A 20,870-nucleotide genomic window follows, 5' to 3' on the forward strand; every position below is an offset into this window, starting at 1 on the left:
TGTTGGTTATTTCAGGGCCCGACGGGGCAAGAACTGATCGATTTTCCCAAGCCACTCGCCGTGGCCAACCCCATCGCACTGTTGCGGACCAACGGCCGGGCTGTCGAGAACCCGAATTGCGCGCGATCTCGCCGGTCGGCTTCCCTCCTAAGGCAAACCACGCGGACCACCTCGGACGGGGACAGTCGGTCCCGCGTCCCGTCCTGCGGCCGGCGCTATGCTGACGCTCCTACGGCTGTCCTGTTAACCGCCCGCGGCGGGGGCGAATTTCCTCCCGTCCAGCGCGCGACGATGTCCCCAATTGCCGACGCGCGCAGGACTGCGGTTTATACGCCGTTTTTCTTTTGGGCGCCGCCAGCCGCCGGCGCGAACATCCAACAGGACAGGTGGCCTTCGACGCCTCATCCTGTTGGCAGACGGTTCTGCCGGTGCCACGGGGCGGTCGCGACAACATTTCTTCCGCAGCGCCACCTCGCTACGCCATTGACTCTTCAGCAAGAAGGGAACAAATGGGGAACATCCCGCCATCATATCGCGTTCAGGGACAGATGAGTGCATCGAGGTCAAACGCTGCTATTTCCGATCTGCGAGATCGCATTTCGCGTCTCGAAGGCGGTAATGCGCGCAAAAGAGCGGTGCTCCCATTCGGTATCCCCCCTATCGACAGTCATCTGCCAGGCCGGGGTGTGGCGCTTGGCGCACTTCATGAAGTTGCCGGCGGCGGCAATGGAGCGATCGATGGCGCCGCAGCGTCGCTTTTTGCAGCCGGGATTGCAGCCAGGACGCAAGGCAAGGTGCTGTGGTGCGTGACGCGCCAGGATCTGTTTGCGCCGGCAATCGCCCAGGTCGGACTGCATCCCGACCGGGTGATCTATGTTGAAGCCGGTGACGACAAATCCTTGCTCGCCTGCTTCGAGGAAGGTCTGCGGCATGTCGGGCTTGGAGCTGTGGTCGCGGAAGTGGCGCGCCTGTCCATGACTGCCTCGCGCCGGTTGCAACTGGCATCGGAAGGCTCCGGCGCAATGGGCATCGCCATCCGCCGCTGGCGCCGCCAGACCGAAGCCGCCGATTTCGGGCAGCCGACGGCGTCTGTCACCCGCTGGCGGGTTTCCGTGCTGCCGTCGCGACCGCTGCCTGTGCCCGGCGTTGGCCGGGCGCGATGGCAACTTGAACTGATCCGGTCTCGTGGAGGGGAAACACTCGATATCGAAGTGGAGGCTTGTGATGCAAAGGGTCGTCTCGCTCTTCCTTCCAAACTGGCCGACCGACCGGCTCAGAAGGAAATTGGGCGACGTCTCGCCGCCAGCGGATAAGCCTTTGGTGCTGGTCGGGCGGCATGGTAATCGTCGCCTGGTGACTGCGGTGGATCGCGCGGCGATAGAAGCGGGCTTACGCGTCGGAATGCCCGCGACGAAGGCACAGGCCCTCGTGCAGGGCCTGGTGGTTATGGACGCCGAGCCCGATGCTGACGCGGAGGCATTGGAGCGGCTGGCGCTATGGGCGTTGAGACGCTATGCGCCGATCGCCGCTGTGGATACTCCGGACGGATTGGTCATGGAGACCACGGGCGCCGATCACCTTCATGGCGGCGAACAGTTGATGCTGGCCGATATGGTCGAGCGTCTCAGCCAGGTTGGCTTCTCGGCGCGGTCAGCGATTGCCGATAGCTGGGGTGCTGCTCATGCGGTGGCGCGGTACGTCAAGCAGACCGTCAGCGTGGTCGCCGTCAACGCAACCGTCGACGCCATTGGTCCTCTGCCCATCGCGGCACTGCGGTTGCCCGATGCGATCGTCAGTGGTCTGAGGATTTTGGGCTTCGACAGGGTAGGCGAGCTTCTCAAGCAGCCGCGCGCGCCACTCACGCTGCGCTTCGGGCCGGAACTCTGCCGCCGCCTTGATCAGGCTGCTGGACGCCTTGCTGAACCGATAGAGCCGGTGCGGACATTCGACCTGCTCGAGGTGAAACGAGCCTTTGGCGAGCCCATCAGTGCGGCCGAGACGATCGCGCATTATGTCGGCAAGCTTGTTCAGGCGTTGTGTGCCGAATTGGAGACCAGAGGCCTCGGCGCCCGGCGGCTCGACCTGCTGCTTTACCGCGTCGACAACCGCGCCGAAGCCATCCGCGTCGGCACGGCCTTGCCTGTCCGCGATGTCAAGCGGCTGACGCGTCTCATCTGTGACAAGATCGAGACGGTCGATCCGGGCTTTGGTATCGAGTTGATGTGCTTGTCCGCGCCTCTGGCTGAACCGCTGACTCCCACGCAGACCATTTCCTCACTTATCGAGCATCGGGAGGCCGACATCTCGGATCTGATCGACATCCTCGGCAATCGTGTCGGTGAGGAGAAGCTCTATCGGTTTACCCCGGTGGCAAGCGACGTGCCCGAGCGATCGTTCCGGCGCGTGGCGCCGGCGTCGGCCGAAAACGGCCAGGCATGGCAAGATCATTGGCCGCGGCCGGCTCGTCTGTTTGCCGTGCCGGAGCCCATCGAGGCGATAGCGTTGCTGCCGGATCATCCGCCGGCCAGCTTTACCTGGAGAGGCATCCGCCGACGGGTCAAGCGCGCCGATGGCCCCGAGCGGATCTTTGGCGAATGGTGGAAGCGTGATGCCGAGCTTGCCGCCGTGCGCGACTATTTTCAGGTCGAGGACGAAGCCGGCGAGCGGTTCTGGATCTATCGCGCCGGCGATGGCGAGGATGCCGCGACCGGTTCGCATCGCTGGTTCCTGCATGGCATCTTCGGATGACTGCGTCTTATATTGAACTGCAGTGCACCTCGCATTTTTCCTTCCTGCGCGGCGCCAGCTCCTGCGAGGAATTGTTTGCGCAGGCCGCAATCATGGCCCTGCCGGCGCTTGCCATCTGTGATCGCAACAGCCTGGCTGGCGTTGTGCGGGCTCACGAGGCTGCAAAGGCAACCGGCGTCAGGCTGATCGTCGGCTGCCGGCTTGATCTGGCGGAAAAGATTTCCATCCTGGTCTATCCAACCGATCGCGCGGCCTATTCGCGGCTTTGCCGCTTGCTGTCGCTGGGCAAGAAGCGTGGCGGCAAGGCGAGATGCGTGTTGCATTGGGCAGACCTTGTCGCCTATGGCGAAGGCCTTGTTGGCGTGTTCATTCCGGATCAGGCTGATGACACATGCTCGCTCTGGCTGCGGCGGCTACACCAGGCATTTGGCGATCGCGCCTATATGGCGCTGACCTTGTTTCGCCGTCCAAATGACGCGCTGCGGCTGCACGAACTGTCCAACCTTGCTGGACAGGCCGGCGTGCCGACGGTTGTTACCAACGATGTGCTCTTCCATGAACCGTCACGGCGCATCTTGCAGGACGTCGTCACCTGCATCCGCCACAATGTTTCGATCGATGGTGCCGGGTTTCGGCGCGAGCGGCATGCCGACCGCTACCTGAAGCTGCCTGACGAGATGGCTCGTCTTTTCGGCCGCTATCCCGAAGCGATCGCTCGGACGGTTGAAATCGCCGAGCGCTGCCGGTTTTCACTGGACGAGCTCGCCTTTCAATATCCCGAGGAGCGCATGCTGCCGGGCCTGACGCCGCAGCAAGCCCTGGAGAAGCTGACTTGGGAAGGCGCGACGGAGCGGTTTCCCGAAGGTGTGCCCGACAAGGTTGCCGCCACGCTCAGGCATGAATTGCAGCTCATCGAGAAGCTGCAATACGCGCCGTATTTTCTGACCGTCAATGCGATCGTGCGCTTTGCCCGCAGTCAGAACATCCTCTGTCAGGGAAGGGGGTCGGCGGCCAACAGCGCCGTCTGCTATGTCCTTGGCATCACCTCGATCGACCCCGACCGCAACGATCTTCTGTTCGAACGCTTTGTCTCCGAGGAACGTCGCGAGCCGCCCGATATCGATGTCGATTTCGAGCATGAGCGGCGAGAAATCGTCATGCAGTGGGTGTTCGACACCTATGGTCGTGAGCACGCGGCGCTGTGCTCCACCGTCATCCGTTATCGCTCGAAAGGCGCCATGCGTGATGTTGGCAAGGCTTTGGGCCTGCCGGAAGACCTGATCAAGATGCTGTCGTCCCAGGTCTGGGGTTGGTCGGACGAAGGTGTCCAGTCGAAACACGCCGAGGAGCTGAACCTCCATCCCGGTGATCGCCGCCTTCGCCTGGCGTTGGACCTCGCCAGGCAGCTCATCGGCGCGCCGCGCCATCTGTCGCAACATCCCGGTGGCTTCGTGCTGACCCGTGACAGGCTGGACGACCTGGTGCCAATCGAGCCGGCCGCGATGAAGGACCGCCAGGTCATCCAATGGGACAAGGAGGACATCGATGCGCTGAAGTTCATGAAGGTCGACGTGCTGGCGCTCGGCATGCTGTCCTGCATGAAGCGCGGCTTTGACCTGCTGTCGGAGCACAAGGGTATCACGCTTGATCTCGCCACCATCCCGGCCGAGGATCCGCGCACTTACGCGATGATCCGCAAGGCCGATACGCTCGGCACCTTCCAGATCGAGTCTCGCGCCCAGATGTCGATGCTGCCGCGCATCAAGCCGCGCACCTTCTATGACCTTGTCATCGAGGTCGCGATCGTTCGCCCGGGGCCGATCCAAGGTGACATGGTGCATCCGTATCTGCGCCGCCGCGAAGGCAAGGAGGACGTCGTCTATCCCAAGCCCGAGCTGGAGAAGGTGCTTGGAAAAACGCTGGGCGTGCCGTTGTTCCAGGAACAGGCGATGCGGGTGGCGATTGAATGTGCCGGCTTCACGCCTGGCGAAGCAGATCAGCTGCGTCGTGCCATGGCGACTTTCAAACACACCGGCGGGGTCTCCAGCTTCGGCGCCAAGCTGATTGGCGGCATGGTGAAGAACGGCTATCAGCGCGAGTTCGCCGAAAAGACCTTCAAGCAGCTGGAAGGCTTTGGCAGCTACGGTTTTCCCGAAAGCCATGCCGCGAGCTTCGCGCTGATCGCCTACGCCTCGTCCTGGCTGAAATGCCACCACCCTGACATCTTCTGCGCGGCCCTCCTGAACGCGCAGCCGATGGGCTTCTACGCGCCGGCACAGATCGTTCGTGACGCGCGTGACCATGGTGTCGAGGTGCGCCCGGTCTGCGTGAACGCCTCGCGCTGGGATTGCACGCTCGAGCCCACTGCGGGCGATGATCGGTTCGCCGTTCGCCTTGGTCTGCGTATGGTTCGCGGTCTTGCCAATGCCGACGCGGCGGCCATCGTCACCACACGTGCCGACCAGTCCTTTGCGTCGGTGGATGACCTTTGGCACCGGGCCGGTGTTCCCGCGGCATCTCTGGTTGAACTCGCCCAGGCCGACGCGTTCCAACCGTCACTGTTGCTGGCGCGGCGTGAGGCCCTGTGGGCGATCAAAGCGTTGCGCGATGAGCCGCTGCCGCTGTTTGCGGCCGCCTCCGCCCGTGAACATCGGACGGTGCCGGAGATCCACGAACCCCTTGTCGCGCTACGCGCCATGACATCAGGCGGTGAGGTCGTCGAAGACTACGGGCACGTCGGGCTGACGCTGCGCGATCATCCTGTTTCCTTCCTGCGCGCCGACCTGCGGCGCAAGCGTATCGTTTCTTGCCGGGAGGCCATGCAGGCGCGCGACGGCCAATGGCTGGAAGCAGCGGGCCTTGTGCTGGTTCGACAACGGCCCGGCTCAGCCAAGGGCGTGATGTTCATCACGATCGAGGATGAGACCGGCATTGCCAATCTGGTGGTGTGGGTCAAGGTGTTCGAAAAATATCGCACAGTCGTGCTCGGCGCCGGCATGATCAGCGTCTATGGGCGGATCCAGAGGGAAGGCGAGGTGGTGCATCTCGTTGCCCATCGGTTGAGCGATCTCTCAGTGGAGCTGGCCAGCGTTGGTGATCGCGATTCTGCCTTCCCGCTGCCGCATGGGCGCGGCGACGAGTTCCACCACGGCAGTCCGACGCCCGACCCGCGCGGGCTACCGAAGGGGCCGAGGCCGCGGGATATCATCGATCCCTATCTGCACATCGACCAGATCAAGGTGAAGACACGGGATTTCAAATAGGCTTGGATGAGACGAGCTGCTCTTCCGAGAGATGGCCGGGCCGCACTCCCGGAATAAATTTAGCTGCGTGAGACGATGACCGCCAGCGACGCCAGCTTGCCTTCGCTCAGGCTGCGGATGTAGTTCTTCCGCCGCTGCACGAATTCGGTTCCGAGCACGATTTCATTGGCCTGCTGTTGCGCAGGCGAAGGAATGATGCCGGAACTGGCCCGTTGCATCGCCAGTTCGATATGTTCGCCGGTCTCGTCGATAACTTCGTCAATATGGAAGCCCGCGCCGGCGAACAGGGTCTTCAGGGTATCCCGGTCAACAAGGTGGCTGGTTTCCGACGCAACTGCCCAGGGCAAGGGGTAATTCGGCTCGCCGCCGGCCAGCACGGCTTCGGTCCAGATCAATTTGCCGCCCGGCTTCAGAACACGAAAAGCCTGCCCGATGACGGCGGCCTTGTCGGCGATGTTCATGCCGACATAGAAGCAGATTGCCGCGTCGAATGTGTTGTCGGCAAAGGGCAGTTTCGCCGCGTCGGCTTCGTGGAAGCGAACCTTGTCGCCAAGGCCGCTGAGCGTGGTCAGTCGGCCGGATGCCTCGACAAAGGCCGGTGTGAGGTCGACGCCGTCCACCTGGCAGCCATAGGTGGCGGCCAGGAAGCGCGCCGGGCCGCCAATGCCGCTGCCGATATCAAGAATCCGGTCGGTGGGCGAGGGGGCAAGACGAGCTCCATGATTCCGCGTGGCGATGAGCTCGCGGCCGTGAAGCTGGTCGAACGGATAGAGCTGCGCGGCACTGATTTTATCGGGTTTCGCATCGGGAATCGCGGCCAATATGCGCTCGACGATGCCGTCGCTGCCGTAGTGTTTTGTGACGTCGATCATCGGGGCACTCCTCTGGGTGCGGAGCATCCACTAATGCCTGGGTTTCGGCAATCCAGAGGCTCTCTGAGCGTTTTCGGTGTCCTGTGCTGCTGTAGCGCTCAAAACCAGGATTGATACCGCCGGCAGCTTGCTTGCGAAGCCTGCTCAGATGCCGGCCTTCCGGCTAAGCCGGCACCCCACTGCCTTTGCCGAACGGTTGACCGCTCGTCCAAGGCGATCTAACGGAGCAGGCCCTCGTCGTCGAACGCGTCCCAGCCCTTCAACTTAGGCCCGGGAGCGTCATCTCTGGGGTTATTCCCGGCACCGCGAACCTTCTCGCTACCCTTTCCCGCCCGCGTCAGGGCAGCCTTGCCGGCACCGCGTCGCCTGTTCTCTGTAACTTGCTGCGCGTCCAGTTCGCGCCAAAGGCTTGGCAGATCACGATCAAGGATGTCCTCGATGTGCTTGGGATCGAACACGTGGAAGGTGACGGCCTTGGATCGACCGCGCATCTTCACGGTGCGGGTGCCAATGCTTTGCAGCCGTCCGTCTTTCAGCCACTTGTGACGCTCACGCGAAGAGATCGCGAGGATGTCCTCGGCCTCGCGCGGCAGGACCGGGAGTACTTCGATGGTTTCCAGCCTCTTGGCGATCTTGTTCGAGGCGGCCTCGAACTCTTCGGCATCGTCTTCGCGCATCCGCAATGTCATGCGACCAGTCTCGGCTTTGATGTACTTCCTCACCGCCCATGGCAGGCGGGCACGTATTTCACGCTCGATACCTTTCGTGCGCACCGACGAGCCAAGCGTCGCTGATGGCTGAAGTGGCCACTCGGCAATCAGTGACAACGAGGTGCTGATGCTTTCGCGAGAGCCGCGATCTCGAGGAGTCACAATAGCCGCAGCGATGCCGCCAAGAATCTTCCGGGTTCGCCCAAAACGCACGGGCATCTGAGCTAGTCGCTTCCTTGTCGCACGGTTTCTACCGCCAACGAGCCGGCCGGCAGGGCCTTCAACAGCTCCACCTCGGGTTTCGTGAGGTGGATCCATGCCGCCCAATCATCCGGGTGGAGCACCACAATCTGCCGATCGTGGATGGGCGCCACGTCCGGGCCGGGTTCCGTCGTCAGCATGGCGAATGTCGGGGGCTTGTTGCCTTCACCCTCGCGCCACAGGCCGGCGATCGCCATGAAGGAGGCGCCGTTGAGCGTGAAGCGATGCTTAGCCTTTGGAGACTTCTTTCCGGTGAATTCGAAGAAAGCCGACACCGGAATAAGGCAGCGTTTGCTGTTGGAGAACTTCCGTCCCTCCGAGCGAAAGTTGAAGATTGGCCCGCCTTTGGGCCCGGAGGGTGGAAAGGCAAAGGTCATACGCGTGAGTTCGATCGTGTCACCGGCGGCGCGCATGATCGGGGCGGGATCACTGATGCGGATGTCATTCGCCTGCGGCAAATCCAGTTCAGTTTGATGGGAGGGAATGGCGAGCGCCAGCGATTGCATCATCCGGCAATATTCGGCCCAGGCGATATGCTGCTCGTAGTCATTGCACATGGCTGCCCCATCGGTTCGGTCAGTTGCAGAGTAGCCAGATAGGGCGGCCTTGCCCGTAGCGCCATGGATTAGGTCCGAACTTGCGGTCGAAGAGGGTGCGCGAATTCGAGCGTCGCAGGGCAGCGCCCTCGACATTCCGCTGGCCGCGCGCCAGCGTGACGAAGTCGGCCTTCACTTGCCATCGTCGCCGGGCACCGTGCAGTTGGCCCTTCTCGGCGATACGCACCCAGGCGAACCGTTGGCTGCCATAATTCCACTCGATGACATGGCGCACGATCGGCTCCAATCGATTGAGCGGTTCATTCGCTCGATCCACAGGCAGCACTTTCCCGATGCCCGCTTGAACGCCGCCCAGCGCATTGGCCATATGCTGCGATGCCTTGACGGCCGTGAGGAGCAGGCATCTCATTTCGAAGTCGCGACCGCCTTGTTCGGCCGGAGGCTGGTCAAGCGCCGCCGAATGGCACAACTCGGCTTTTCGCTACCAGACGCATCGCCTGATGTGCGACGGCCTGAAGATGGTCGAGCGCGGCTATCGCCAATTGCTGCGCGCCCGGCGGATGCGCTGCGCGGCGGGATTGATGCGCTAAATTGTGTGGTGGAGGAGCTTTCTGTGACCTTACCCCGGCCGCCTCTGGCGAGCGGAAGCCGCGCTGCGGCGGGATCCTGGAGCGGTGTGTGGCCATCTTGGCCGCCCCCTCCGTTCGCGGTCGCGCTCCAGCTTCGAACTGCATATTGACGTCACGGACCCTCGTCCTCTGGACCCCTTGTCAGCCGACGCTAAATGAAATCGATGCGACGCTTACTTCTAGGCTTTACAGCCTTCCTCATCTGCACGACGTGGCTTCAGGCCGAAGCCTGGACGCCCTTCGGGGTCCGGCAGCTTGGCTTCACATTCGATATCCCCCCAGGCTTCGCCCTGACGCAGCATTCGCAACAGGGGGCGGCCTTTCGGGGCCCAAGGGAGGCGTTTCTGGTCGTTTGGGGCGCGCGACTGGGCAAAGCCAGTTTTCGTGCCGAGATCGAGCATCGCATGATCGAGGACGAGAAGGCCGGTTGGCGACTGACCTATCAGCGCATAGCCCCCAGATGGGCGAGCTACTCCGGTGTCAAGAACGGCGAGATTCGCTATGTCCGCGCAATTATGGTGTGCGACGAGCGGGCCGCACTTTTCACAATGAACTATAGGCAAACGGAAAAGGAACCGTATGATCCTATCGTCGTGCGTATGGTCCGGTCTCTGAAGGCACAAGGCTGCTCATAAGGTTTGGGGTGACGAGCGGTTTACAGGGCCGCGGCATGGCTCGTGATCGCGTATGGGCGGAATACCCGGCGCGTGCTTCGGCGCAGGTGAGGGAACCTGACTTTCCCTGGCATGTCTCGCCAGGGCAACGAAAATCCGAAGGGAAATCCATGGGCGCCAAATATCACGTGACGCAGCCTGAGCCTCCAAGGATAGGGCCAGCCGCACGCAAGAGGCTGCCGCCAAACCCCGGATTTCGAGACCAGGTGCACGGTGATGGCGACACGATAGACTTGGAGCCGCGGCCGGGAGGCCAAGAATATCAAACGCGCGCGGTCTTCACAGGAAGCGGTAGCTTGCAAGCTGGTAAAACCTGTCGAGTTGAATATGGACATGCTAGTCTGTTTTGGAGCGCCGTTCGTGTCACTTCCAGATGACGTCGATCGGGGGTCGCCCGGTCCGTCGCCGAGAACAGTGCCCAGGTGCGAGCCACCAGTCCAAACGAGTCCGAGCGCGATTTGCAACTTATCCCGGACAGGTTTGCGCCTCCGTGCAATGCGGCGGCTGATGGAACATCGTGAATGTCGCGGCCGTTTAAAGATCTTGGAGGTGGCCGCATGCACCTTGTCCAGATCCTGCTTCCTCGTTCCGACAACGCGGGAGAGCCCTTCGCCAAGGAAGACTTCGACCGGGTGAAGCAAGAACTCGCCGATACCTTCGAAGGTGTCACTGCGTATCTTCGGGCGCCCGCGGAAGGGGTGTGGAGGCAGGGAAAAGAGTCCGACATGGACGAGATCGTCATCTTCGAGGTGATGACTGAAGAAGTCGATCTACCCGATTGGCGAAGGCGCCGAGCGGAGTTGGAGCGCCGTTTCCGGCAGGACGAGATCATCATCCGCTACCTGCCTATGGCATTGGTCTAAGCAGCCCAAGAGGTTCAGATGCCTCTGGTTGATCAACGTGTTTGCCACCGTCCCGGGCCGAACAGCAACCACGGCATTCGACGAAATCTGGAATGGGTTGTTATAGTAAATTGCGGGCCTCTGCGACCTTCTCAACCGCGTGCGTCAAAGGTGGGCCGGAATGGCTATCCAAGGTCGACGTTTCCTGCGACGTCGGTCATTTGCCTTTTCCTGCCGCCGAACCTCTTCGAGGCCGGCAACGTGTTCCTTCGGTTCCTCGCGGTCCTTTCGAACGCGGCTTCAAACCTGGGCTTCGAGCAGCCTTCGCCATTTTTGGCAGTCGCAAGGATCTTCTTTTTGGCGAAATAGATGTCCTTCAACGTGTCATGGAAAAGTTCGTTCAGGCCCTTCGGTGAAGCCTTCTTGGTGGTTGCATCCGGTGTTCTCCCATTCGCGCTCAAAGCGAGGCAGGATAGCAACTCGATGAGGGCAACTGGTTCCGGAGGGCGTTCTCTGATTGCAGCGAGATTGGCGGGACCGCTGTATTCAGTCAACTTTCACGCTCAAGTCCAGTCTCCCAGCCCCGCCGCCGATGCTATATGGCCCTGATACAGTTGCGACGGTGGGAACAGCCGGCAACCCGACACTGTGCGCGAAGGAGGTCCACGTCGCTAGCAGTCGATCCGCTTCGTGATAGGTCGGACCTTCTGTGTAGTCGCGATGATAGCTTGCGAAACGGTATTCCGCATTTGCACATGTTAAGCGGCCGTCATGAATGTCTCACGTACCGCAGAATGTGTGTAGGACACGTTCATCGGGGCGTGGCGGGTCAGCATAGCCTTCTAATTCCGGCTGCTCATCGAAGGGCCGGCTCACTAGGCTCAGAATCTCCTCGAAAGGTGTGAAGTCGCCGCCCAGCGCCGCTTGTATCATCGCCTCGATGCGATGGTTGCGAGGGATGAATTTGGGATTGACGGCCTGCATGGCCGCCCGGCGCGTGGCCGTGTCGGCTGCTTCACTGGCGATCCGCTCGCGCCACCGCACCGACCAGGCATCGAATGCGGCGGGATCCCGAAACAGCTCCCGCGCCGTGCCCTGACCTTCCGGGGCGTCGAGGTCGTCGCTCAGGCGTCGGAAGCCGAGCGTAAAGTCTGCTTCGTCGCGAGCCAGCACATCGAGAAAATCAGCCGCGAGCTGCAGATCGGCCTCCGCCTCGGTCAGCAATCCGAGTTTTCTGCGGAACCCGCGCTGTAACACGGCCTCATAGGAGGACTGGAAAGACCCAAGCACCTCTTCGGCTTCAGAGACGGCTTCATTTTCGTCCGTGCTCAAGAGTGGCAGCAGAGTCTCGGCAAAGCGTGCAAGGTTCCATGTTGCGACACGAGGCTGGTTGGCATAGGCATAGCGGCCGACGCGGTCGATCGAACTAAACACCGCGCTCGGGTCATAGGCGTCCATGAAGGCGCATGGGCCATAGTCGATCGTCTCGCCCGAGATCGCCATGTTGTCGGTGTTCATGACGCCATGGATGAAGCCGACCAGCATCCAGCGCGCCACCAGATCGGCCTGTGCAGCGACAACGGCCTCCAGCAAAGCGCGGTACGGCCGCACTTGACCCGCCAGCTGCGGGAAGTGGCGCTGAATGGCATAGTCGGCGAGGATCTTGAGCCCCCCGGTGTCATGGCGCGCAGCGAAATATTGGAAGGTGCCTATCCGGATGTGGCTGGCCGCCACCCTTGTAAGGACAGCGCCGGGCAGCCGGACCTCGCGATAGACCGGCTCCCCGGTGAGCACAGCCGCCAAGCCTCGCGTCGTCGGAATGCCCAGCGCGGCCATCGCTTCGCTGACGACATACTCGCGCAGAACCGGGCCGAGGGCTGCGCGGCCGTCACCGTTGCGCGAGAACCGCGTCGGTCCCGATCCCTTCAGCTGGATGTCGCGGCGGATGCCGTTGACGTCCACCACTTCGCCAAGCAGGAGGGCGCGACCGTCGCCGAGCTGAGGCACGAAATTTCCGAACTGGTGGCCCGCATAGGCCAAGGCGACTGGCTGCAGGCCTTCCGGAAACCTGCTGCCCGCAAGCATCTCCACTCCGTCCGGGCTGGTAAGCTGGTCGGCGTCGAGCCCTAGTTCCTCGGCAAGGGGTCGGTTGAAGCGGATCAGCCGCGGTTCGGACACCGGCTTCGGACCTGTTTGCGCGAAGAAGCGCTCCGGCAATTGCGCATAGCTGTTGCTGAGTGCGGGAAGCCGCATCTGAATCGCTTGGGGTTTTTCAGCGGTCACGGGTGACGTCATGACAACCTGGCTCTAAAAGGGGAGGGGCCCAACAGCTCCCGTTTCGAGGAGCCTGTGTTTGCTTGTCATATAGGGACGCAACTTCGCTGGTACCATCCGGGTCCATCAGGCCGGCACCGGACAAAGCTGGGCACCACCTGCCTACGTCGGGCAAAAGGCGACTTACCCGCAGCGAGAAATATGGCTTTGCGCGTGCCGTGGCCGACCGCGCGATCTTCATGGACGCCGGTTAAATTTTCCAGGAAGGCAGTCAATGACAGCTTGTTGGCAATTCCCAACATGTCCGGACCAAGTTGTTTCAGAGCCAGATACCAAACACTAGATCAAGCGCAGTGCGCCTCACGTTCGACTGTGGGCATCCCAACAAGCCACTTGAGGTCTGGCTGCGCAATGTCGTTGCAAGGTTGACGAGCGGCTATCTGTTGGGGCCCACTCTTCGGTCTATCAGGCGTCTCCAAAGATCCGGCCCGGTAGGGAATGGAACCTTCTGCCGATCCGTGTGCTTTCGGACACGTCCGTCGGAGAACGATGTGGAGAAATTGATGCGGAACCTTATACTGGCCTTCGCAGCACTTGCCCTAGCCGCGTGCCAATCGGCTCCTGAACCGCCGCAATCCGCCGCTATCGAACCTGCTACCATTCCCTCCCAACCCGCCTTGGATCCTGCCGTTGTTCCCCCTGGCTCGGCAATAATGGATCAATCCGTGACAATCACTCCTCCTTCAAAGGGCGTTCCAACAAAGTACGCAGCTTTTTCGGGCAATTGGGCCGGACTATTGGAAGGCACATATGAAGGTAAACTGGCTGTTCAATCTGTTTCTTCGAACGGAAACGTGACCGTAACCTACGCGTGGGGAATTCTCGGCGATAACAATCCGGGAGAGGCCGCAGGCGAGGGAAAAATTATAGGGACTACGCTGAAGCTTGGGCGCCTCCCGAATGGTGCGGACGTCAGTTTTATGATGACGTCTGACGGAACGCTGGCCGGAACCCATACGCTCGCCGGGCAGACCTACACGGGCATGTTCATCAGGCAATGATCAAAGAAGATACGGTCGAGCTCCCGCGGTTTTGATCCGAGCGAGCGCCCCATTGTACAATCTCCCTATAGCGGCCCTTCAAAATGCATGCCGATGCCTTTGCGTCATAGCCGCTACGTTCAACGAGCGTGGCGGCCCCGAGCCGAAGGATTCCCACAACAAGGCGGCAAGGAAGCGCGCCTGACCGCTCACATCCTAAAACACACCACCGATGCCTATTCCCCCACCTAAGTCTGGTGGCGCGGCTATGGGGCGTGGCGGGGCGGCCTGGCGCAGCGTCTCACAGCGTCGTTTAGGCGAGGGATCAAAACGTATCATCGACGGAAACGCGTACCGTTCTCCTCGCACGAGCCTCGTTGACAGAGGCGCTCTGGAGCCATAGCGTACCTGACTGGTATAACAGGTACGCCACATGATCGGAGTTCTGATCAAACAGCGGAAACTTTCCGACGAGGTTGCAGCGCACCTCGAGCGTATGATCCGCAGGGGAGAACTGGCCGAAGCCGACCGGCTGCCATCCGAACGGGAACTCATGCGGCAGTTCGGGGTCGGGCGCCCGTCAATCCGCGAGGCCCTGCTGCATCTGAGCAAGATGGGCCTTGTCGAGGTGAAGTCCGGTGAACGTGCCCGCGTCACTCGGCCAACCCCCCAATTCGTGATCGATACCCTCTCGGGGCCGGCGCGGCACATGATTTCGGCCCCGGGCGGGGTCCATGACTTCCAGAGCGCACGTTTGTTTTTCGAAGTCGGTCTTGCCCGTAACGCCGCCCTCAATGCCACCCCAGAGGATCTTGAAAGCCTCAAAGAGGCGCTCGAAATCAACCGGCAGTCGATCGGGGACCTGACGCGCTTCGAGCGCACCGACGTCGACTTCCACTACGTGCTGGCGGTGATCACCCGCAATCAAATCTTCACAGCTATCCACGCAGCGTTGGCCGAATGGCTGCTCGAACAGCGTCGCACGACGTTGGCCAAGGGTGAAGACCGCAAGGCGTACCAGGCTCATCGCGAAATCTTCGAGGCCGTCGCCGCGCGCGATCCAGACGCATCAGAGGCGGCCATGCGCAGCCATCTCGAATATGTGGCCAAGCGGTATCTGCAACTTGCGGGGCCCAAGTTATGACCGGGTTTGTCGTCTGGGTCGATTTTCGCCTGAGGCCCGGTGCCCGCGAGAGGTTCCGACACCTAGTCGACGCCAACGCGAACGCGTCGATGCGCAGCGAAACAGGCTGCCGTCGCTTTGATGTGACGCAGGCGCGCGACGAGCCTGATCGGGTCCTGCTCTACGAGATTTACGACAGCGAAGCGGCATTCGAGCACCACTGCCGGACGGCTCATTTCGAGGAATTCAATTCGCGGAGCGCGCAGCTCGTCGACACCAAGCTTGTGACCATCTGCGACCTTGTTCTCGAAGCTTCGTCTTGAAGAACGCATAAGGCCAATGCGCCCCTCGTGGGCGAACGGGAGGGAAGTTCATGTCGGAGCCAAGTCTGAAGGCGTTAGCCTCTCACAGGCGGGTCAAGCTCGGTACGCTTGTCGCCGAATTCGCCACGCCGGGAATTGGTCACATCCTGAAGTCCGCTGGCTGCGATTTCGCCTTTTTCGACATGGAGCATTCGGGATTCAGCTTGGAAACGCTGAAGAGCGCCATCCGCTATTTCGAGGCAGCCGATCTGCCGGTTATGGTGCGTGTGCCGTCGCAGGACTACCATTTCCTTGCCCGCGCCATGGACATGGGCGCCGAAGGGCTGATCGCGCCGATGGTGAGTTCGGTCGAACAGGCGCAACACATCATCAATTCCATGAAATACCATCCGGCTGGCGCGCGCGGCGTGGCGCTGCAGATCGCTCATGACCGCTACCGTCCGGGTTCGGTCGCTGACAAATTCGAGGCCGCCAACAAGCGCTCGACGTTCATCTGCCTGATCGAGACCGCCGACGGCGTCAAGAACATCGACGGCATCGCGGGACTGGACGGGGTCGATTGTCTGTGGGTCGGACATTTCGATCTGTCGGTTTCGCTCGGCATTCCGGGCGACTTCGCTCACCCCACTTTCACGGCTGCAATGGCCAAGATCGTTGTCGCCGCCAAGAAGCACAACAAATCGCTTGGACGCTTGGTGCCCAACGTCGCGCAAGGACACGACTTCTACGCACAAGGCTTCGATTTCATTTGTTATTCGGGCGACGTTTGGGTCCTGCACGACGCGATGGCCGACGCGGTTTCCAAGATCCGGGCCGGGTGCCAATAGGAGCGGAGAGATGATGGACAGCGTGAAATTCAGGGTGGCGCTTTCCGGTGATTTCCGTAAGCCGGACGGCTCGCTGACCTATCCCGACTTCGACTTGGAGCCGCTGCGCAAGGCGCCAGGCCTCGAGATGGCATTCCTGGAACCGAATAACCCGCTTCGAGCCAGCCAGCTTGAGGATTTCGATGCGCTGATCCTCCTCACTCATCGCTTCGATTCCACGAGCGTCCCAAAGAGCGGTCGGCTGGCCGTCGTTGCCCGCTTCGGCGTCGGCTACGATACTGTCGACGTAGAGGCCTGCACTGCCGCCGGCATCGCCCTGGTCATCACGCCCGATGGGGTGAGACGGCCCGTCGCCGTATCCGTCATCACCTTTATGCTGGCATTGTCCGGCAAGCTGCTCACAAAGGACGCGCTCACCCGCAAGGGACCTCATGGTTTCGAGATGCGCTCGGAACATATGGGCGTCGGCCTCGTCGGGCGTACGCTGGGGTCGCTGGGCATCGGCAACATCGGCGCTGAGGTCTTTCGCCTGGCCAAGCCCTTCGATATGAGGTTCATCGCCCATGATCCATTTGCGGACAGGCAGGTCGCTGCCGAACTAGGCGTGGAACTGGTCGGGCTGGGAGATCTGTTTCGCCGCGCCGACGTGCTGTCGGTAAGTTGCCCGCTTACGCCCGAGACCCACCATCTCGTCAATGCCGAGCGGCTCGCGCTGATGAAGCCCACGGCTTACCTGATCAACACGGCGCGTGGCCCGATCGTCGACCAGAAAGCGCTGACGCAAGCCCTGCGGGAGCGCCGTATCGCCGGCGCCGGCCTCGACGTGCTCGAGCAGGAGCCGCCGGTTGCTGACGATGCAATCCTCAAACTCGACAACGTCATCCTGGCGCCGCACGCGCTTTGCTGGACCGACCAGTGCTTTGCCGGCAACGGCGCTGCAGACGTCAAGGCGGTGATCGAGGTTCAACATGGTCGCGAGCCGCGCGGTGTGGTCAATCGCGAGGTGCTTTCGAGCGAGCGGTGGAAGAATAGGCTGGCCGGTTTCGCCGGCTGCTTTGGAAGCTAGAAATAGGAGAATTTGGCGCGCCTCCGCGGCCCATCGCGGCGGCCTTACGGGAGGAATGCTCGACCGCCGCGCCTGCGGACGAGTGAGCAAACGAAAAAACGGGAGGACCAAGCACTATGAACGATCATGAAAAACGTGACTTTCAGGCAGGTCTCGAAGCAGAGGTCGACGCCTTCATGCGCGGCGAAACCACCCGCCGGGCTTTCATAACCCGCTTCGGACAGATGACCGGCATGTTGGCGGCGTCTGCACCCATCTTGGGCATGATGACCGACTGGGCGATGGCGCAGCAGACGCTCGAACTGGCGGACTCCACTTCGCCGCTGGGACAGGCGCAGGCCGCAGCCCTGAAAGCATCGAAGGAAGGCCCGGCGGACGGTTCCGCCTTCCGCGCGGTCGAGGCGGCCAAGGCGCACGCGGGCGTCACGATCAACATGACCTACGAGGCAGGCCTGCAGGCGCTCGATCCACGCAATTTCAGTGGGCCGATGTGGGAGCAGCTTACGGGCATGAAGTCGAATGTGGTCGAACTGTCGAACCCGGACCAGTACTCCAAGGCGGTCGCCGAGCACATCGCCGGCTCAGGCGCCTATGACGTGCTCGACATCTCGCCGGCCTGGACACCATCGCTTGCCGATGGCGGCGTCATCGCACCTCTCGACGACTACATCGCCAAATACATGAACCCGGCAGACCTCGAGGACTATCATCCTCTGTACAAGGCGCTGCCGACCTACAAGGGCAAGATCTGGGGGTTCTTCGACGACGGCGACATGTTCGCTCTCTACTACCGCAAGGACATCTTCGAGGATCCGAAGATGATGGAGGCCTACCAGGCAAAGTTCAACGCCAAGCTTGGACCGCCGAAGACCTGGGAGGAATATGCCCAGATCGCCCAGTTCATCACCGACCAGATGGCGCCAAAGGTCTATGGCGCGGGACACTTCCGTAAGGCGGGCAGCCCCGGCAATCAGTTCGACTTTCTGCAGCAGTACCGCGCCAACGGCGGGAAACTGTTTGGCGACGATATGAAGGCGGGTTTGGTTTCGGACGCCGGCGTCAAGACGCTGACAAACATGCTCGCCGCCAACAAGGCCTCGATCCCCGGCAACAACGAACTCGACGCCGTCTCCTTGTGGGCGGCTTTCCTGACCGGCAAAGTCGCTATGATCTATTCCTGGCCCCCGAGCGGCCGTATGGCGGCGAACTATTCGCAGTCGGCCACGGCAATCAACTTCATCCCCCAGTCGCAGATCGCTGGCAAAGTCGGCTATGCCGTCGTTCCGGGAAATCCGGAACATGCAACAGGCTTCAACAAGGCACTGTCGGCGGATTCGCCCAACCCCGAGGCGGCGTATCTGTTCATGCAATGGATATGCTCGCCACCGGTCTCGCTGGCGCGTTGCATGCTGCCCTATGCGCTACGAGACCCGTACCGCATCTCGCACTTCAAATCCGAGCTCTACGGAGCGCTCTTCCCAAGTGCCAAGGAGTACCTTGCCAACCTTAACAACTCGGCAAATGTTGGTTTGCTCGACCCGATCATGCCAGGCGCGCAGGACTACTTCCTGAGCATCGACCGCATGTGCACGGCGGTGTGGGCTGGTGCGGATCCGAAGGCGTCGCTGGAAACGGCGGCGGCCGAGTGGAACGAGACGACCGACCGACTGGGTGTGGATTCGCAGAAAGGTTTCTACAGCGAGTTCTTGAAACTGCCTGGCGCCACCGCTGACAACACGGTGGAAAAACTTGGCATGGCGGTCACCCTCTGAGGGGAGGCAGACGCCCTGGAGCAATTGGTGTTGCGGGCGCTTGGCTCGCAACACCTCGCCGAACCGCTAAGCAGCCTTTTTGGATAGACCAATGCAGCCCACCGCCACCATCCGTCGCTTGAAGGCCGCCGGCGCACCGCCCCGGCTATCTGCGTTCGCCCAATGGGCGGACCGCCATTTCAAGTGGCTGCTGGTGGGGCCCGCGGTGCTGCTGATATTAGCGCTGTCAATCTATCCGCTGCTGTTCTCGCTGGTCGTATCCTTCATCAACTACGACTTCCAGGTGCCGGGCCACGCCTTTGTCGGACTGAAAAACTTCGAGCGGGTCGTGTTCGATCCCGTGGCCCGTTGGTCACTGTTGCTGACGGCATGGCTGTCGGGCATCAGCGTCGCTATCGAATTCGTGCTCGGTCTGCTGGTGGCGCTGACAATGGTTCGCAGCTTTCCGGGCCGCGGCGTGATTATGTCAATCCTGATCGTGCCGCTGTTCATCAGCCCAGTCATCGTCGGCCAGGCCTGGACGCTGCTTTTGCAGCGACCTTTCGGACCGACCAACTATATCCTGACGCAACTGTTGGGGCAGGAGGTTACGATCGGCTGGATGACCGAGCGTCCGTGGCTCTATATCTCGCTGATCATCGCCGATGTCTGGCAGTGGACGCCATTCATGTTTGTCATCCTGCTCGCAGGGCTAACCGCAATTCCTCCCAATCTCTATGAAGCGGCAGAACTCGACGGGGTCAACGCCTGGCAGGCCTTCTGGGCTATCACGCTCCCGCATCTGGCGCCGATGATGCTGCTGGCGCTGACCTTCCGTCTGCTCGACGCCATCCGTATGTTCGATACCATTTTCATTATGACGGGCGGCGGCCCGGGCACGCAAACCTACACGGCCTCCTATTATCTCTATACAGTCGGCTTCACGCAGTTTCATCTGTCGCAGGCAACAGCCGGAAGTTGGCTGTTCCTGATCTTTACGGCGCTCATCGTGACGTTGCTGGTACGTCGGCTCTTGAAGGTCGAGCCGGTCTGATGGCCGCCGTCGCGCCGGCCCGCCGCAGGAAACGCTGGTCGTTGCCCATCGGCCGAATCCTGCTTTTGGGGTTCTTCCTGGTGTTCGTGCTGTGGCCGCTCTACTGGATGTTCAACACCTCAATCAAGCCCAGCGACGACTACCTCACCGTACCGCCTGTCTGGTTCCCCGCGGAGCCGACCCTTGTCCACTACGAAGCCGCGCTGTTCACCTATCGCGGTCTCGACGGGCTTATCAACAGCCTGATTATTTCGCTTTCGGCGACGGTGCTTTCGGCACTGATCGGCACGCTGATGGCCTATAGTCTGGCGCGCTACAACACGGGCGGCCGGCATCTGTCCTTCTGGGTGTTGTCGCAGCGTTTCCTGCCTCCTATCGGCATCGTCCTACCGGTGTTCCTGATCTACCGCGGGGTCGGGCTGTACGACACCCATATCGGGCTGATCATAGCCTACACGGTCTTTACGTTGCCGGTGTCCGTTTGGATGATGTTCGCGTATTTCCGCGGCATGCCGAAGTCGATGGAGGAGGCGGCCCTCGTCGATGGCTGCACGCGATGGGAGGCGTTCTGGCGCGTTGCCGTGCCACTCGCCGCACCCGGCATCGTCGCGGCGGCTGTCTTCGCCTTCATTGCCTGCTGGACGGAGTTCTTCTTCGCGCTGATTTTAACAAGCCGAACTGCCTTCACGCTGCCAACCGTCTTCCGCGCCTTCATCGGCTTCCAGGGCGCACAATATGGTGAAGCCGCGGCCCTTGCCATCGTCTCCCTCGTGCCATCGATCGCCCTTGGAGTGCTTGCTCAACGACATCTCGTGCGCGGGCTGACGCTCGGCGCCGTTCGCGGATAGGAAGGGTA

At 61.5% G+C, this 20,870-nt stretch carries 19 protein-coding genes and 1 pseudogene; 15 read left to right on the plus strand and 5 right to left on the minus strand.

Features of this window, described 5'->3' with window-relative positions; genetic code table 11:
• The first annotated feature begins 548 nt into the window (after positions 1-548).
• From LB558_RS22025 to LB558_RS22035, 3 genes are read left to right on the plus strand one after another with little or no spacing between them, the layout of a single operon-like run.
• Positions 549-1,313, plus strand: a complete 765-nt coding sequence (locus LB558_RS22025) for an ImuA family protein (protein WP_224699459.1) — start codon at positions 549-551, stop codon at positions 1,311-1,313.
• A complete protein-coding gene (locus LB558_RS22030) occupies positions 1,225-2,748 on the plus strand; it encodes a DUF6504 family protein (protein WP_224699460.1) in 1,524 nt (507 codons plus the stop codon). The genes LB558_RS22025 and LB558_RS22030 overlap by 89 nt, the downstream gene beginning before the upstream one ends.
• Positions 2,745-6,011 (plus strand): error-prone DNA polymerase, encoded by a 3,267-nt coding sequence (locus LB558_RS22035; RefSeq protein WP_224699461.1) that lies wholly within the window; start codon positions 2,745-2,747, stop codon positions 6,009-6,011. The genes LB558_RS22030 and LB558_RS22035 overlap by 4 nt, the downstream gene beginning before the upstream one ends.
• Before the next feature lie 59 nt (positions 6,012-6,070).
• On the opposite strand, the gene LB558_RS22040 is transcribed toward LB558_RS22035, so the two are convergent.
• The 3 genes from LB558_RS22040 to LB558_RS22050 all read right to left on the minus strand — a co-directional run bounded on the left by LB558_RS22040 (position 6,071) and on the right by LB558_RS22050 (position 8,411).
• Complete coding sequence (locus LB558_RS22040; RefSeq protein ID WP_224699462.1) at positions 6,071-6,832, minus strand: class I SAM-dependent methyltransferase; 762 nt, start codon at positions 6,830-6,832, stop codon at positions 6,071-6,073.
• 269 nt (positions 6,833-7,101) lie between these two features.
• Positions 7,102-7,812 carry a hypothetical protein gene (locus LB558_RS22045; RefSeq protein ID WP_224699463.1) on the minus strand — a complete coding sequence of 237 codons (711 nt, stop codon included), beginning with the start codon at positions 7,810-7,812 and terminating at the stop codon, positions 7,102-7,104.
• Positions 7,813-7,817: 5 nt separating this feature from the next.
• On the minus strand, positions 7,818-8,411 hold the full coding sequence (locus LB558_RS22050; RefSeq protein WP_224699464.1) for an SOS response-associated peptidase: 594 nt from the start codon (positions 8,409-8,411) through the stop codon (positions 7,818-7,820).
• A 265-nt stretch (positions 8,412-8,676) separates the two neighbouring features.
• Here LB558_RS22050 and LB558_RS32945 point away from each other — a divergent pair.
• From LB558_RS32945 to LB558_RS22070, 4 genes and pseudogenes are all read left to right on the plus strand, one after another.
• Positions 8,677-8,799: pseudogene (locus LB558_RS32945) on the plus strand (DUF2285 domain-containing protein); the annotation flags it as partial.
• A 1-nt stretch (position 8,800) separates the two neighbouring features.
• Positions 8,801-9,001, plus strand: a complete 201-nt coding sequence (locus LB558_RS32950; RefSeq protein ID WP_318011657.1) for a DNA -binding domain-containing protein — start codon at positions 8,801-8,803, stop codon at positions 8,999-9,001.
• 194 nt (positions 9,002-9,195) lie between these two features.
• The gene (locus LB558_RS22065; RefSeq protein ID WP_224699465.1) at positions 9,196-9,675 is read left to right on the plus strand and encodes a hypothetical protein; all 480 of its coding nucleotides are present in this window, start codon (positions 9,196-9,198) and stop codon (positions 9,673-9,675) included.
• 596 nt (positions 9,676-10,271) lie between these two features.
• A complete protein-coding gene (locus LB558_RS22070; protein WP_224699466.1) occupies positions 10,272-10,577 on the plus strand; it encodes a hypothetical protein in 306 nt (101 codons plus the stop codon).
• Between the two features lie 164 nt (positions 10,578-10,741).
• On the opposite strand, the gene LB558_RS33240 is transcribed toward LB558_RS22070, so the two are convergent.
• Both LB558_RS33240 and LB558_RS22080 read right to left on the minus strand, forming a co-directional pair.
• A complete protein-coding gene (locus LB558_RS33240) occupies positions 10,742-11,110 on the minus strand; it encodes a hypothetical protein (RefSeq protein WP_412033487.1) in 369 nt (122 codons plus the stop codon).
• Positions 11,111-11,336: 226 nt separating this feature from the next.
• The gene (locus LB558_RS22080) at positions 11,337-12,851 is read right to left on the minus strand and encodes a protein adenylyltransferase SelO (protein WP_412033488.1); all 1,515 of its coding nucleotides are present in this window, start codon (positions 12,849-12,851) and stop codon (positions 11,337-11,339) included.
• A gap of 530 nt (positions 12,852-13,381) precedes the next feature.
• On the opposite strand from LB558_RS22080, the gene LB558_RS22085 reads away from it, so the two are divergent.
• The 8 genes from LB558_RS22085 to LB558_RS22120 all read left to right on the plus strand — a co-directional run bounded on the left by LB558_RS22085 (position 13,382) and on the right by LB558_RS22120 (position 20,862).
• The gene (locus LB558_RS22085) at positions 13,382-13,891 is read left to right on the plus strand and encodes a hypothetical protein (RefSeq protein WP_224699468.1); all 510 of its coding nucleotides are present in this window, start codon (positions 13,382-13,384) and stop codon (positions 13,889-13,891) included.
• Between the two features lie 412 nt (positions 13,892-14,303).
• The gene (gene nanR / locus LB558_RS22090) at positions 14,304-15,014 is read left to right on the plus strand and encodes a transcriptional regulator NanR (protein ID WP_224699469.1); all 711 of its coding nucleotides are present in this window, start codon (positions 14,304-14,306) and stop codon (positions 15,012-15,014) included.
• The gene (locus LB558_RS22095; RefSeq protein ID WP_224699470.1) at positions 15,011-15,316 is read left to right on the plus strand and encodes a putative quinol monooxygenase; all 306 of its coding nucleotides are present in this window, start codon (positions 15,011-15,013) and stop codon (positions 15,314-15,316) included. The genes nanR and LB558_RS22095 overlap by 4 nt, the downstream gene beginning before the upstream one ends.
• Before the next feature lie 50 nt (positions 15,317-15,366).
• The gene (locus LB558_RS22100) at positions 15,367-16,143 is read left to right on the plus strand and encodes an HpcH/HpaI aldolase family protein (RefSeq protein WP_224699471.1); all 777 of its coding nucleotides are present in this window, start codon (positions 15,367-15,369) and stop codon (positions 16,141-16,143) included.
• A gap of 10 nt (positions 16,144-16,153) precedes the next feature.
• On the plus strand, positions 16,154-17,209 hold the full coding sequence (locus LB558_RS22105; RefSeq protein WP_224699472.1) for an NAD(P)-dependent oxidoreductase: 1,056 nt from the start codon (positions 16,154-16,156) through the stop codon (positions 17,207-17,209).
• Positions 17,210-17,325: 116 nt separating this feature from the next.
• Positions 17,326-18,981, plus strand: a complete 1,656-nt coding sequence (locus LB558_RS22110) for an extracellular solute-binding protein (RefSeq protein ID WP_224699473.1) — start codon at positions 17,326-17,328, stop codon at positions 18,979-18,981.
• 91 nt (positions 18,982-19,072) lie between these two features.
• The gene (locus tag LB558_RS22115; RefSeq protein ID WP_224699474.1) at positions 19,073-20,014 is read left to right on the plus strand and encodes a carbohydrate ABC transporter permease; all 942 of its coding nucleotides are present in this window, start codon (positions 19,073-19,075) and stop codon (positions 20,012-20,014) included.
• Positions 20,014-20,862, plus strand: coding sequence for a carbohydrate ABC transporter permease (locus LB558_RS22120; RefSeq protein ID WP_224699475.1), 849 nt, complete (start codon positions 20,014-20,016; stop codon positions 20,860-20,862). The genes LB558_RS22115 and LB558_RS22120 overlap by 1 nt, the downstream gene beginning before the upstream one ends.
• Positions 20,863-20,870: the final 8 nt, after the last annotated feature.

It is taken from the genome of Mesorhizobium sp. CO1-1-8 (genome assembly GCF_020164875.1).
Classification (GTDB): Bacteria; Pseudomonadota; Alphaproteobacteria; order Rhizobiales; family Rhizobiaceae; genus Mesorhizobium.